Raw genomic sequence first — 12,704 nt, 5'->3', positions numbered from 1 at the left:
AAGGAGACGCCAAGAGCACTTGGCCGCTTCCTGGACTTGTCGATTCCCATTGGGCAATCGAACAATATTGATATAATTCAGGGAGTTAGTGTTTCAAGGGGAGTGAATTTCCTCGGTGAAAAAATTGAATTTCTCCGAGACGCCACCATATTTGAGCCGAGGCAAAGAGAGGCGCAAATGGCTACGACAATGACTTCAGACGACGTCATCGCCATTCTTGGGCCTGTCGATGAAATTCTGGTGGCGGAGGTCAGGCGACAGGTGCGACGCAGGCTGAACTCGCTGAGGCATTTGCGTGGGCTAACAACGACGAAGCCTTGATGGGCGAAGGGCGGCGTCTGCCGATCGGCAGGACCGTCGCCCTGGTTGACCTGTTGTTTTCGGACGAGGAGGAGTTGGAATAGCTAAGGCAGGCGCCCCTGCCTCCTTGAGGGGTTGCCTCGCCTATACCGTCGTCAGCACCCGAACGTCGCCTCGGCGATCGATGACGTCGACCACGACATGGCGACCGGATCGGCGGACGGTGACATCAGCGGCGCCATTGCCGATCTGCAGGCGCCGCAGGGTCACCTCGTCAAGAAAAGAAGGCAATTGCGGCTGGTTGAAACTGATGTGCAGGGCATTCGGATCGAAGGCGAGGCCCACGCAGGATTGTAGCAGGAAGAGTGGCGCCGCGGCTGCCCACGCCTGTGGAGAGCATGCAACCGGATAGAAGGTCGGCCCCTGTGCGCGCTGACGCGGCAGTCCGCAGAAGAGTTCCGGAAGGCGGCGCAGGTCGATATAGGTCGAGGCGGCAAACAGGCCCTCGAATATCCGCGCCGCTTCCGTCCGGTAGCCATAGCGGGCAAGGCCGCTGGCGATCAGGGCATTGTCATGCGGCCAGATCGAACCGTTATGATAACTCATGGGATTGTAGCGTATCTCAGTGGAAGGCACGGTGCGGATGCCCCATCCACAGAAAGACGAGGCACTCATCAGCGTGCGGGAGACCTGTGCGGCTCGTTCCGGATAGGCGATGCCGGTAAACAGCGCATGGCCGGCGTTCGAGGATCGGACCTGGCAGGGTCGCTTGTCTCCGTCGAGCGCCAGCACATAGGTGCCGAGGGCCTCGTCAAAGAAGCTCGTATCGAAAGCACGACGTAGGCCCTCAGCCCGCGCAAGGAACTTTGCCGCCCGTTCCAGCCGGCCAAGCCGGAGGAAGATGTCCGCTGCGGCCTTCCAAGCGCCATAGACATAAGCCTGGACTTCAGCGATCGCAATCGGCCCTCGGGCAAGCGTTCCGTTCGCATGGAAGACGGAGTCGTGACTGTCCTTCCACGCTTGATTGATCAGGCCTTCGTCCGTCTGCCGCCCGTATTCGACAAACCCGTCACCATCGCGGTCGCCGTGCTCGTCTATCCATGTCAGCGCCGCGTCGATATGTGGCAGCAGCCGGTCGATGGTCGATAGATCACCGGTCCGGCCGAGGTATTCACCGGCCAGCATCACAAACAGCGGCGTCGAATCGATGCTGCCGTAATAGCGCCGGAAGGGAACCTCGCCAAGCTCGGCCATCTCGCCGTAACGCACCTCGTGCAGGATCTTGCCCGGCTCGGCATCGGAGGCGGGATCGATCTCGGTCGCCTGATTGGCTGCCACATGCCCAAGGACGCCGCGGGCGATGTACGGATCGAACCAAAGGGTTTCAAGCGCGGTGATCAGCGCGTCACGGCCGAACACTGTGCTGAACCAGGGAATACCGGCATAGGGATATGGTCCTTCCGGCTTATCGGTGATCAGCATGTAGAGGTCCGAAACACTGCGACGGGCCATTTCGTTGAAGATCTCGTTGGATGTCGCGATAGACACGACACGCGAGGAAGAGGCGCGCAACGCGCGGCGGGCATCGCGCAGCGCCAAGAAGAAGGAACGATGGCTTGGGTCGCCATCGGTCTGGTCGCAGCCAATTTGCAGGAAGAGCGATCTTGTCTCATGCGGCTCAAGATGCAGATTGTAGGCGACAAGATCGCTGCGGACGTCGTCGGGTTGTGGATCGAAGGACAGGCGGGCGGATCGCTTCCGGTCATCGAGGCCGGTGTAGGAAAGAACGATCGAATCCCGCTCTATGACGGCGGGAAGATGGCGTCCTTTGCGTGCTCTTGCGGTGCCGCGAACCTCGAAGAGATCTGCGAAATCGGCTCCGAAGGAGATTTCGATGCGAACGTGCTGCCGCCGGTCGTCATAGTTCCTGACCGCCAAGCGTTCATGGCAACACTGGTTCCAGAGAAGTCGGGTCCTGCGAATGTGAATGAGATCATGGCCAAGCATGAACTTGCCCTTCTCATCGAAGATATCAGGATTGGTCAGATCGCATGTCAGTGTGGCATTGTCGTCTCGCAGTGTCGACGACAACAACATCGGTCGCTCGCCGTTGATCGTCAGATAGAGATGTGAGAGATATCGGGTATCGCGGTGGAAGAGGCCTTCCGGGCTTCCGGGCCCGGAAAGCGCGTCACCGTTGTGGTCGAAGACAGCGAAGGTATCGCCGTGCTTCAGCGTGCGCGGCCGCCGCTCCTGCAGCGAAGCGGTGGCCGGAATGAAGAACTGAGCAAGCGGCGACTGCGCTGGCGTCCCCGATGTGCCGTTAATGCTTGTTATCGCGCTCGACATGACCTCTCCCTATGCGACGACCTGCAGGCCGGCAGCAGCCCCGTTGGATCGGCGCATGCGTGCCGCATGAGTGCGAACACCTGGCAGGGAGCGGTAGATATCGAGGTAGTCGCGCGCCATGCGTTTTGCAGAAAAGCGCTTTTCGAACGTCTCACGAACCTTGCGACGATCCATACGCAGCGCCCATCCGACGTTTTCCACGGCTTCGCTGACTGTATCGACGATGATACCGGAGGCACCGGCGTCGACCACTTCCGGCACGGAACCGCAGCCGAACGCAATAACGGGGGTGCCGCATGCCATAGCCTCGATCATTACCAGCCCGAACGGTTCTGGCCAGTCGATCGGGAAGAGTAGCGCACCCGCATTGCCGAGAAACTCCGCCTTCTGATGTTCATTGATCTCGCCGACGAATTCCACGTTTGGATGGCTCTTCACCAGGGGCTCGATCACCGTTTCCCAGTATGCCCTGTCGGCATTGTCAATCTTCGCAGCGATCTTCAGCGGCATCCCTGCTTTAGCAGCAATCTGAATGGCGCGATCCGGCCGCTTTTCCGGCGATATCCGTCCGAGGAAGGCGAGATATTTGCCCTTGGGTTTTTCAGTGAATGGCAGCAGGTCGACCGGTAGGCCATGGTAGACCGTTCCCGACCAGTTGACCGGCGGCATCGGGCGGCGCTGGTCGTTGGAGATCGAGACAAGCGGAATATCGGGAAAAGCCTTGTAGAAGGGCTTGAGGTCCGGCAGGTCGAGCCGGCCGTGCAGCGTCGTGACCGTGCGATCGGCAAAGTCTCCGATCAGCGGGAAATGCAGGAGATCGATATGGAAGTGCAGCACATCAAATTCGTGCGCCCGCCGGCGGATCTCCTCCAGCATCACGACCTGATGCGGCAGGTGATCCCTGACAGCCGGGTTGAGCCTGAGCGCGACGTCCGAGCACGCCACCAGCTTGGCGTTGGTGACGGAGTCGCCGCTGGCAAAAAGAGTGACCTCATGGCCTTGGGCGACAAGTTCTTCGGTGAGATAGCAAACAATGCGCTCCGTTCCCCCATAAAGCTTGGGCGGAACGCTTTCGGCGAGTGGTGCGATCTGAGCGATCTTCATCGGCAAAACCTCCTCAATCGAGCAAAGAGTCGTCGAAAATCATGCCCGCGTCCTCAATAGGCACGCGGTAGGTTAGCCGCAGTTATGTCTCGAACGGCAGGCGGCGGCGATCTCCTTTCCGGTAGTTGCACAGGCCAAAGCCGCCAAACCGGCGCATTTCTGGTCTACGGCGATGGGCTCTGCGGACATTGAAAGAACTGGCAGAGCCTTGCTCTCCAGATTGCTGATAGTGCTTGTCCAAGGTTTTCAGCGCTTCAATGATCTCATCATAGGAGACGGCTTTATCCGTACCAGGATAAAGACGAAGAGCCGGAATGGACTCGATGGCGAAGATGTCGGACGCCCAGGATGCGAGAATAGCTCGCTTCTCGTCATCGCCAATGTGGTCGGCCGCAAGCACGTCACGAGGGTGACCGAAATGTTCGGCCGGCTGAAGCAGATGCCCGGCGCTCAGCGCTGCTGCGGCGCCGTAGTTGGTTTTACGGTTATTGATGTCCTCTCTCATCTTCTGGCTCCATAGATAAATCGATGGTACCTGGGTTCATTTTCCGCAGCTCGCCAAAGGAGCGCGCCACGCTCTTCACGAGCCACCGGTATGGCGGCGATTTCTCATCGCCTCTGACAAAAGCAGGTCGCGGTCTCGCACGCCCCTGTTAAACAGTCTGGCGACCGTTGTCGTCAGCGCTCCGATAGAGGTTGGGTCGCCCGTAATCCTTGTTGCTCCGGCAATCCCTTTAACGACGCTGGCGCACAGGCGGGCCTCTTCTTTCGACGGTAAGCTCATATATACTCCGCAAGTGGCTCGCCCCAGGCGGTGAGGCGAGCCTGTCTCGATAGCTTGGTAGTCCATGCCGGCGCCAGCGGGCAGGGCCGGATCGGCATGATGATGCCGCCTTTGGTCTTTTCTTCGGAATCGACCCGGCGGACGAGAATGCGATCATGAAGCGGTCGGAACGACATGTTTTCCTCCAATGGACAAAAAAATGACGCTGATCCCCGAGCCGGACCGGATGACCAGTCCGGGCGGGTGCGAACCTCACTCGAGCGTTCGTGCGAAAAATTTATTTTTGTGGTTTTTCGATTTCAAGAGGGCGAACCAAAAAATTAGCACTCACGCTACATGGCTGCTAACCTGCTACAAAGGAACAACAAACTGGTGTTCTGCGTTAAAAAAATCCGTTGATGGCGGCTAAATTTTGCGCCACCTTCGGAGTGTCATGAAACGGAGATGAAGCATGCAATTTTCATCGGATCTGGAGCGTCAGATTTCGAATCCGTTCTGCAGATCTATGTCTGGCAGGACTACGATCTGGCTCCCGATTTTCCCGAGATGCACAAGTTCCTGGATTTCTGGCAGGAGAGCCTCGACGGGCCGCTGCATTCCGTCCGCTATACCCATCAGCGTCTGATGGGACCGAACGAATGGCGCCGTGTCGAGGGCGAGTTCAGGCTTCACTGAGGTCTTGAAACAGAATTTTTCTCTTCCTAGCTCTTTCGCCGCCGAGGCTTGATGAGCTCGGTCAGCATCGCGCGTCTGTTCAGAGTGAGACCGATATGGAAGAGAAGATCAAAATTATCAAAGACCTCAGCATTGAGGAACGGGAAGAGGTTTTTGCCGATATTGCGCGTGCCCTGGAGGGTACCGCACGCTAGGCCTATGTCGAAGGCAACCGCCACTTCGCCGCACTTTCGGCGAACATGGCGCAGGCAATTCGCGTCAATGCCGACGAACTGGCCCGTGACGATGTGCAGAATGCCGAGCGCGTGCTGCTGCAGGCGACGGCCATGATCTCGCAGTTCAACCCGTCCATCCTTTCCGTTTGGTCAGCCATGCCGTGCACTGAGCTTGCCCCGACCGTATGTGATGAAGGAATGACCACCGCGAAGCTTTAATCGAGAACTATCCGCCGAATTCGGCGGCCGGTGTGGCTGTCGAGGATACTCCCGTTCCATCGTCCCGCTTTCTGGCGATGTAACGGGATCGACTTAGGATCCATTGTCACCTCTTGGCTATGCGGAGATGATGACTTTGAAAAATGGGGAGCCGACGATTTGTCCGCTGCATGCAGCATGGAAACCCTTTTGTCTGCGAGAACAAGCAATTTTTTCTCGCAGCAGCTCTTGAATCGGAAATTTCCAAAACCAAATCGATTGCCACCAGCCGCTGAAGACGAAACGGCGGCTTGCTCTTACAATATCATTCCGAGGAGAAGACTCGTGGCATTGGAAGGAGGAAGAAAATGCCGCTCAATGATGTTCCATGGACCCCTCCGGCGACGATCCGACTGCAGTGCGGATTGGAGCGCACGTTCACAGGCGTTTATGACGCGCTCGACTTTTTGGAAAACGAATGGCCTCTGCGCCACGGTGAGCGTCACGAGCGCGCCGTAAAAACTTGCCGTGGAGCGCTGAACGGTATCGTGCCCGCCGTCATTGCCCTGGAGGCGTTCATGGCGGCTTGTCTCGAGGCGGGGATGCCGGCCGTCGTGGCAGCCTGGAAGATGGCGCGGAAGCCGCAGCCGCCGCGCGCCGTGCGAATAGCGTCCATATAGTCGCTGATAAGCCTTCGGGCTCGCCTCTTTTGGAGGCGGGCCTTCCGCCGCACCGCACAAAACACCAGCAGCCGCACCGTTGCCGGCATCGCGCCGGATAAACTGCAGCAGGCTCTCATCACCGAATATGCACCCGGTGCGCCGATCGGCTGGCACCGAGACAAAAAGGTCTTCGGGCGGATTGTCGGGGTTTCTCTGTTGTCGCCCTGCACCTTCAGGCTTACGCGCGGTGCCGGAGAGCGATGGGAGCGCATCTCGGTGATTGCCGAACCCGGCTCTGCCCACGTGCTCTCGGAACCTGCGCGTAGCGAATGGGAGCATTCCATCCCGCCTGTCGATCAGCTTCGCTATTCGATCACCGGGATATCGGCTGATCGAGAGGTGCCAGCGACGGGCCCCGGTGTCAGCACGGCAATCTAATGATGCGCGTGTTCTGCATTGCGTTTCCGGGTTGCTGCAGCCTTCTTCGCCGATGCCGAGCGATCGGCAGCAGATCGAGATGCAGCGGCCTTTCCACCCTTCTCGCCACCCTTATGGGCGGCGGGGTGACCGGTATGCTTTCCTTGCCCGGATCCGCCGGCCTTCTTGCCGCCGCCGTCGTCCTTGTTGACGGTCGCCCAGGCGCGACGCTCGGCCTCTTTCTCCGAAACGCCGCGGTCCTCATAGCTTTCGGCGATGTGATCTGCCTTACGTTCCTGCTTGTCCGTGTATTTCGATTTGTCACCTCGGGGCATGATGCTTCCTCCTTGGTTGATGATCAAAACGAACGAATCCTTGCGCGGATAGTTCCCCGGCGTTGCGATCCAGGAACAAACATCCCCAAGCCGCGTTCGCGAATTGCCACGATCCAATCAGCCCAAAACAGAACTTGGTGTGATGATGAACGACAAAGCCTCTCTGAACGACCCACGCAACTTATATCCCGCGCCTCCGTTCCCCGACCAGCCGCAAGCCGCTCCCGGGCTTGCCCGCAAGATGGACCCCGCACCGGACCACGGCGAAGAAAGCTATCGGGGCTCCGGCAAGCTCCAAGCTCGGAAGGCGCTCGTCACCGGCGGCGATTCCGGGATCGGCCGCGCCGCGGCGATCGCTTTTGCCCGCGAAGGTGCGGATGTCGCGATCTCTTACCTTCCGGAAGAGGAAGCGGATGCGAAAGAGGTGATCCGGTTGATCGAGGCGGAGGGCCGAAAGGCAGTCGCGCTTCCCGGCGACATCAAGGAAGAGGCGTGGTGCCGTGAGCTGGTCGAAAAGGCCATGTCTGATCTGGGCGGCCTCGACATCCTGGTGATCAATGCCGGCCGTCAACAATACCGCGAGAACATCGAGGAGCTGTCGACGGACGATTTCGACAAGACCATGAAGACCAACCTCTACGCGCTGCATTGGATTGCCCAAGCCGCCGTGCCGCATATGCCGGCAGGATCCGCTGTGATTACGACCGCCTCCATCCAGGCCTATCAGCCGTCGCCGATCCTGCTCGATTACGCGACGACGAAGGCGGGTATCGTGGCCTATACCAAGGCGCTCGCCAAGCAGTTGATCGAGCGCGGCATCCGCGCCAATGTCGTGGCACCCGGCCCCGTCTGGACGGTGCTTCAGCCAAGCGGCGGTCAGCCTGACGAGAAGGTGAAGAACTTCGGCAAGGACAGCGACTTTGGTCGACCCGGCCAGCCTGTCGAACTTGCTCCTGTCTTCGTGCTCCTCGCCTCGCAGGAAGCCAGCTTCATCAACGGCGAGGTGTACGGCGTTACCGGCGGCAAGGGCGTTGCATGATTAATCGGCCTGCAGGATAACCATGTTTAAGGATCCAGATTTGAAGCACGTGCGCGCTGGTGTGCTCGATATTGCATACTTCGAACTCGGCCCGGCAGAAGGTGTCCCGACGATCCTGCTTCATGGATTCTCCTAGGACGCGCATGCGGATGACGAGGTGGCAAGCAATCTCGCCGCCTCAGGGCACCGCTGCATCGTACCGTTCCTTCGCGGCTACGGCGCGACCCGCTTCCTGTCGGCGGAGAAGCACCCACGACGTTGCGGACGCAGTCCGAGAATTGCGCCCGGTGGGACAAGTCCAGCCTTCGTGAAAAGACTACCGAAGTTTTGCCTCGATGGCTCGATCGTCAGCTGCAGCCTTGGCTGACCTCCGATAAAATTCTGTTCCACCAGCTCCATCATTTCCAGGCGCTCAACGACTTTCTCCAAGAGCCGCTTGTCACCCACGAGCCTGCCTATTGCCACCTTTCGATGGCGTCTGAAAAAGGCGATCACTGTCATTGCTTCCCGCTGTGTCCGGGTAAGGCTCTTTATGTTTTTCGTGGGTCAAGACGATTGCTGGCTTGCAGCATGTGCGCTAACCTTCCGATCGCGTCACGGTCGTGTCGGCTAACGGCCAGTCGTTCGATGGCTCCTCGACCTCGTCTTCGGCTGGATCGGGATCGCGGTCATAGGCAAGTCGCCGCTTTGCGATGACCTCCTGAGGTCTCGATCACCGTTACCTTTCCGTTACCTTCACTCGCAAACCGGTTGATGATCTCGACGACAAGATCATCGAGATGCTGAAACAATCGTTCGGCGTTGTCGGGTCTTTCTGTCACGATGAACGCTCCTCAGATATCTGTCCGCCGCTGCTGCCAGTCCTTATATGGCGCCAGAAGCTGGCCGGGGAATCGATCCTCAATGGCGGTCTCGACCATGGCGATCTGAGCGAAGACATCGCTTTCGTTGCGATCTTCGGGACGAATGCTCTCGCTTGTCTCTTCGAGCTTCTCCATCAGGGCGAATACTTCCTCGTCCGTCATCGCTGCCAGACGATCCGCGAAATCTGCGGCGTCGAATTCTTGTTGAGCGGGCATTACGTCACTCCTCTGATTTCGTCCGCAGACACCGTCGCAAGGCCGAGGCGCCTGGTGATGATCGCGGCGCGTCTCGTTTGAGATATGTTATCCGTCATCCAGTTCAATCCACACCGGGGCATGGTCGCTGGTGTGCTCCCATGCACGCGCAAACTTATCGACGCCGCATGCTAACAGCCGTTCGCGCGGTGACGGGCTGAGCAGGAAATGGTCGATGCGAAGGCCGGCGTCTCGGGCGAAGGCGTTGCGGAAATACCTCCAGAACGTGTAGATCCGGTCTTCGGGATGCAGCAGCCGGATGGCATCCGCCCACCCCATGGCAATGAGCTCGGCGTACGCGGCCCGGACCTCCGGGCGGAACAGGGCATCCTCGCGCCAACGCTCGGGCGCGTAGACGTCGAGGTCTGTCGGCATGACGTTGAATCGCCGACCAGGGCGACAGGCACATCGAGTTCGAACAGCTCGGCGGCTAGGAATGCAGGCGCTCGAACCAGCGAAGTTTATAATCGAACTTCGGCCCGGGCGCTGGATTACCCTTTGGCAAATAGAGGCAGCCGATGACGATGCCGTCGATGGCGGCCTCGATATAGCGGCTGTGACTGTTGATCGTCTGGCAGCCCGCGCCGCGTTTCCCGCGGCTCCTGATCGCGGGCGAGGATCGCCACGCCGGTCCAGGACTTCTGACCGTGCCAGATGGCGCCGTACCCGGCGCGCTCGATCTCGCGGTGGGGAAACTTCTCGTCAGGCGCCTTCAGTTCCTGAAGGCAGACATGGGTCTATACCGCCGGACTTGTATTGGTTCGGCAAAAGCCGGGATCGGCAAAAGGTGTCATGTTCATTACGATCGAGGACGAGTCCGGGCCGGCCAATCTCGTCATCTGGCCTTTGAAAAACGCCGGCGAATCGTCCTCGGATCCTGGATGATGGCGATCAATGGCCGGATCCAGCGGGAAGGGGAGGTCGTCCTGCCGAAGTCCTTGCGCAATTCGCCCTTTGCACGGTCAAGTGTCGCCAGACGGGATTTGGACAGCTGCTTGCCGGATCGATTGATGTAGAAGGTCAGCATCGACATCGGCGGAATGTTAAGCGAATCCGCGATCTTGGGGCTGCGTTGTTTGAAGAGGCCGCCCTCGAGGTCTAATCGCTATTGTCGGTCACGTCCTGCGACCACTTCTTTGATTTCTTTTTCGGCATGGGAGGCCTCCTCAAGGAACAGCGCATCGGTGACGACGCTATGTCAGGCTGAATGATGTGCGTGACGTTCGTTGCTCTTCCGTGTCGCAGCCGCCTTTTTTGCCGAAGCAAAACGCTCTTCCTTGGTTCGCGATGCAGCCGCAGCACCTCCGTTGCGTCCACCCTTTTCGAATGAGGCATGGTTTTCGGTATGGCCGCGGCCGGAGCCAGACTTCTTTCCGCCACCGCTTTCCTTGTTGACGGTGGCCCAGGCACGGCGCTCGGCCTCTTTTTCGGAAACGCCACGATCTTCGTAGCCTTCCCTCGATATGTTCCGCCTTGCGCTTTTGCTTGTCGGTATAGGCAGATTTGTCACCTTGGTACATGGAACATCTCCCCAGCTGATGTGGATCAAACTTCCGAGGCCAATTTGAACATCGAGCGGCTGATCCCATGTTCAGCCGCATCGCCGGCTTGCGGCGTTTTGGCCGGCCCTTTCTCGCAAGCGGAACCAAGGCGGGCAGCAGGGGTTTGTTGGCACATACCGTGACTACCTATCGAGAGGCATTTTCCATGACGCAGACCGTCGGTGATTTCATTGTTGCCCGTCTTAACGCCTGGGGCGTCCGCCGCATGTTCGGTTATCCCGGTGACGGCATCAACGGCGTGTTCGGAGCGTTGAACAGGGCCAGCGACAAGATCGAATTCATCCAAGCACGTCACGAGGAGATGGCCGCTTTCATGGCCTCTGCCTACGCAAAGTTCTCTGGCGAACTCGGCGTCTGCATCGCAACGTCAGGGCCTGGCGCCGCACATCTGGTGACCGGCATGTACGATGCCCGGGCAGATCATCAGCCGCTTCTGGCAATCGTCGGGCAGCAGGCGCGCGGTGCACTCGGTGGGCATTACCAGCAGGAAGTCGATCTCGCCGCCTTATTCAAAGATGTCGCCGGTGACTTCGTCCATCAAGCGTCCACACCGGCGCAGGTCCGTCATCTCATCGATCGTGCGGTGCGGATCGCACTGGCTAACCGCACGGTGACCGCGCTCATCCTGCCCAATGACCTGCAGGAGCTGCCCTATGAGGAGCCGGAGCGCGTTCACGGGACCGTTCATTCCGGCTTTGGCTATCGGGCACCCAAGGTCCTCCCATATGAGGAGGATCTACAGGCCGCGGCCGATGTTCTCAACGCCGGCGAGAAGGTTGCCATCCTGGTTGGCGCCGGCGCACTCGGCGCAACCGACGAGGTGATCGCTGTTGCCGATCGGCTTGGCGCAGGGGTCGCGAAAGCGCTGCTTGGCAAGGCCGTTCTTCCAGACGCGCTGCCCTGGGTTACCGGGTCGATCGGCCTGCTCGGAACCGAACCCTCCTGGGATCTGATGCTTGACTGTGACACGCTGTTGATGATCGGCTCCGGGTTTCCCTACTCAGAGTTCCTGCCCGAGGAAGGACAGGCGAAGGCTGTGCAGATCGACATTCAGGCTGGCATGCTGTCGCTTCGATATCCCATGGACGTCAATCTCGTCGGGGATGCTGCGGAAACGCTGAAGGCGCTACTGCCGATGATCGAACAAAAAGACGGCAAGTGGCGTCACACCGTCGAAAAGAACGTTTCTGCGTGGTGGAAGCTCCTCGACAAACGCGCCCATGCCGAAGCCAATCCCGTCAATCCGCAACTGGTCGCATGGGAGCTATCGTCCAGGCTGCCGGACAATGTCATTCTGACCAGCGATTCCGGTTCCTGCGCGAACTGGTATGCCCGCGATATCAAGATAAGGGCCGGGATGATGGCATCGCTCTCGGGCGGACTGGCATCGATGGGTGCCGCGGTTCCCTACGCCATCGCCGCCAAATACGCCCACCCTGACCGCCCCGTCGTCGGGCTCGTCGGCGACGGCGCCATGCAGATGAACAACATGGCTGAGCTGATCACCGTCACCAGATATTGGCGGGATTGGGCCGATCGCCGCTTCATCATCTGCGTCTTCAACAACGAAGACCTCAACCAGGTGACGTGGGAGCAGCGGGTCATGGAGGGGGATCCCAAGTTCGAGGCCTCGCAAAGCATTCCAAATGTGCCTTACCATCGGTTTGCCGAGCTCATCGGTCTCAAGGGCCTGTTTGTCGATCGCCCGGAAAACCTGGGACCCGCCTGGGACGACGCGCTTGCCTCCGACCGCCCCGTTCTGCTCGAGGTCAAAACCGACCCCGAGGTCCCGCCTATACCGCCGCATCTCACGTTCGAGCAGGTCAAGAAACTCACGACGACGCTGATGAAGGGCGATCCCAACGAGAAAGGTGTCATTCGCGGCACAGTGCGGCAGGTGTTGAGTTCAGTCCTGCCAGGGAAGCACGAATAATCGAGCGTCACGG

11 protein-coding genes and 8 pseudogenes are annotated in these 12,704 nt (G+C 59.2%); 9 read left to right on the top strand and 10 right to left on the bottom strand.

Annotation, left to right across the window (positions count from 1 at the left end; all coding sequences use genetic code 11):
• Positions 1-177: 177 nt before the first annotated feature.
• Positions 178-404 (top strand): annotated as a pseudogene (locus ACPYOI_RS18955) (hypothetical protein).
• 40 nt (positions 405-444) lie between these two features.
• Here ACPYOI_RS18955 and ACPYOI_RS18950 read toward each other — a convergent pair.
• The 4 genes and pseudogenes from ACPYOI_RS18950 to ACPYOI_RS18935 form a co-directional block, all read right to left on the bottom strand.
• Positions 445-2,649 carry an amylo-alpha-1,6-glucosidase gene (locus tag ACPYOI_RS18950; RefSeq protein WP_481418297.1) on the bottom strand — a complete coding sequence of 735 codons (2,205 nt, stop codon included), beginning with the start codon at positions 2,647-2,649 and terminating at the stop codon, positions 445-447.
• 9 nt (positions 2,650-2,658) lie between these two features.
• Positions 2,659-3,753: a glycosyltransferase family 4 protein gene (locus ACPYOI_RS18945; protein WP_481418296.1), complete on the bottom strand. Its 1,095-nt coding sequence runs from the start codon at positions 3,751-3,753 to the stop codon at positions 2,659-2,661.
• Positions 3,754-3,835: 82 nt separating this feature from the next.
• Complete coding sequence (locus ACPYOI_RS18940) at positions 3,836-4,258, bottom strand: hypothetical protein (RefSeq protein ID WP_481418295.1); 423 nt, start codon at positions 4,256-4,258, stop codon at positions 3,836-3,838.
• A gap of 371 nt (positions 4,259-4,629) precedes the next feature.
• A pseudogene (locus tag ACPYOI_RS18935) lies at positions 4,630-4,713 on the bottom strand (co-chaperone GroES); the annotation flags it as partial.
• Between the two features lie 268 nt (positions 4,714-4,981).
• Here ACPYOI_RS18935 and ACPYOI_RS18930 point away from each other — a divergent pair.
• The 4 genes and pseudogenes from ACPYOI_RS18930 (at position 4,982) to ACPYOI_RS18915 (ending at position 6,725) form a co-directional block, all read left to right on the top strand.
• Positions 4,982-5,212, top strand: a complete 231-nt coding sequence (locus tag ACPYOI_RS18930; RefSeq protein WP_481418294.1) for an aspartate-semialdehyde dehydrogenase — start codon at positions 4,982-4,984, stop codon at positions 5,210-5,212.
• Between the two features lie 95 nt (positions 5,213-5,307).
• Positions 5,308-5,597: pseudogene (locus tag ACPYOI_RS18925) on the top strand (hypothetical protein).
• 396 nt (positions 5,598-5,993) lie between these two features.
• Positions 5,994-6,305, top strand: coding sequence for a DUF982 domain-containing protein (locus ACPYOI_RS18920; RefSeq protein ID WP_481423166.1), 312 nt, complete (start codon positions 5,994-5,996; stop codon positions 6,303-6,305).
• Between the two features lie 3 nt (positions 6,306-6,308).
• Positions 6,309-6,725 carry an alpha-ketoglutarate-dependent dioxygenase AlkB gene (locus ACPYOI_RS18915; protein ID WP_481423167.1) on the top strand — a complete coding sequence of 139 codons (417 nt, stop codon included), beginning with the start codon at positions 6,309-6,311 and terminating at the stop codon, positions 6,723-6,725.
• Here ACPYOI_RS18915 and ACPYOI_RS18910 read toward each other — a convergent pair.
• Complete coding sequence (locus ACPYOI_RS18910) at positions 6,722-7,039, bottom strand: plasmid stabilization protein (RefSeq protein WP_481418293.1); 318 nt, start codon at positions 7,037-7,039, stop codon at positions 6,722-6,724. The genes ACPYOI_RS18915 and ACPYOI_RS18910 overlap by 4 nt on opposite strands.
• A gap of 145 nt (positions 7,040-7,184) precedes the next feature.
• On the opposite strand from ACPYOI_RS18910, the gene ACPYOI_RS18905 reads away from it, so the two are divergent.
• Together ACPYOI_RS18905 and ACPYOI_RS18900 are read left to right on the top strand one after the other, a co-directional pair.
• Positions 7,185-8,078, top strand: coding sequence for an SDR family oxidoreductase (locus ACPYOI_RS18905; RefSeq protein WP_481418292.1), 894 nt, complete (start codon positions 7,185-7,187; stop codon positions 8,076-8,078).
• A 40-nt stretch (positions 8,079-8,118) separates the two neighbouring features.
• Positions 8,119-8,322, top strand: a pseudogene (locus ACPYOI_RS18900) (alpha/beta fold hydrolase); the annotation flags it as partial.
• A gap of 424 nt (positions 8,323-8,746) precedes the next feature.
• Here ACPYOI_RS18900 and ACPYOI_RS18895 read toward each other — a convergent pair.
• The 3 genes and pseudogenes from ACPYOI_RS18895 to xth form a co-directional block, all read right to left on the bottom strand.
• Positions 8,747-8,899, bottom strand: coding sequence for a hypothetical protein (locus ACPYOI_RS18895; protein WP_481418291.1), 153 nt, complete (start codon positions 8,897-8,899; stop codon positions 8,747-8,749).
• A 12-nt stretch (positions 8,900-8,911) separates the two neighbouring features.
• Complete coding sequence (locus tag ACPYOI_RS18890) at positions 8,912-9,157, bottom strand: hypothetical protein (protein ID WP_481418290.1); 246 nt, start codon at positions 9,155-9,157, stop codon at positions 8,912-8,914.
• 87 nt (positions 9,158-9,244) lie between these two features.
• A pseudogene (xth, locus tag ACPYOI_RS18885) lies at positions 9,245-9,927 on the bottom strand (exodeoxyribonuclease III); the annotation flags it as partial.
• A 1-nt stretch (position 9,928) separates the two neighbouring features.
• Here xth and ACPYOI_RS18880 point away from each other — a divergent pair.
• Positions 9,929-10,212 (top strand): annotated as a pseudogene (locus ACPYOI_RS18880) (OB-fold nucleic acid binding domain-containing protein); the annotation flags it as partial.
• On the opposite strand, the pseudogene ACPYOI_RS18875 reads toward ACPYOI_RS18880, so the two are convergent.
• Together ACPYOI_RS18875 and ACPYOI_RS18870 are read right to left on the bottom strand one after the other, a co-directional pair.
• Positions 10,122-10,351, bottom strand: a pseudogene (locus tag ACPYOI_RS18875) (DUF3175 domain-containing protein); the annotation flags it as partial. The pseudogenes ACPYOI_RS18880 and ACPYOI_RS18875 sit on opposite strands and share 91 nt — an antisense overlap.
• A gap of 43 nt (positions 10,352-10,394) precedes the next feature.
• Positions 10,395-10,716: pseudogene (locus ACPYOI_RS18870) on the bottom strand (plasmid stabilization protein).
• A gap of 187 nt (positions 10,717-10,903) precedes the next feature.
• On the opposite strand from ACPYOI_RS18870, the gene ACPYOI_RS18865 reads away from it, so the two are divergent.
• On the top strand, positions 10,904-12,691 hold the full coding sequence (locus ACPYOI_RS18865; protein WP_481418289.1) for a thiamine pyrophosphate-requiring protein: 1,788 nt from the start codon (positions 10,904-10,906) through the stop codon (positions 12,689-12,691).
• Positions 12,692-12,704: the final 13 nt, after the last annotated feature.

The organism is Rhizobium sp. SVR5-2C (assembly GCF_056755115.1).
Note: the sequence above shows the minus strand (reverse complement) of the source record. Positions and strands in the feature narration are given on the sequence as shown.

What these genes read in the sequence shown, in the direction of transcription:
- ACPYOI_RS18950 (WP_481418297.1), bottom strand. Translation starts at nt 2,649, where the DNA reads ATGTCGAGCGCGATAACAAGCATTAACGGCACATCGGGGACGCCAGCG.
- ACPYOI_RS18945 (WP_481418296.1), bottom strand. Translation starts at nt 3,753, where the DNA reads ATGAAGATCGCTCAGATCGCACCACTCGCCGAAAGCGTTCCGCCCAAG.
- ACPYOI_RS18940 (WP_481418295.1), bottom strand. Translation starts at nt 4,258, where the DNA reads ATGAGAGAGGACATCAATAACCGTAAAACCAACTACGGCGCCGCAGCA.
- ACPYOI_RS18930 (WP_481418294.1), top strand. Translation starts at nt 4,982, where the DNA reads ATGAAGCATGCAATTTTCATCGGATCTGGAGCGTCAGATTTCGAATCC.
- ACPYOI_RS18920 (WP_481423166.1), top strand. Translation starts at nt 5,994, where the DNA reads ATGCCGCTCAATGATGTTCCATGGACCCCTCCGGCGACGATCCGACTG.
- ACPYOI_RS18910 (WP_481418293.1), bottom strand. Translation starts at nt 7,039, where the DNA reads ATGCCCCGAGGTGACAAATCGAAATACACGGACAAGCAGGAACGTAAG.
- ACPYOI_RS18905 (WP_481418292.1), top strand. Translation starts at nt 7,185, where the DNA reads ATGAACGACAAAGCCTCTCTGAACGACCCACGCAACTTATATCCCGCG.
- ACPYOI_RS18890 (WP_481418290.1), bottom strand. Translation starts at nt 9,157, where the DNA reads ATGCCCGCTCAACAAGAATTCGACGCCGCAGATTTCGCGGATCGTCTG.
- ACPYOI_RS18865 (WP_481418289.1), top strand. Translation starts at nt 10,904, where the DNA reads ATGACGCAGACCGTCGGTGATTTCATTGTTGCCCGTCTTAACGCCTGG.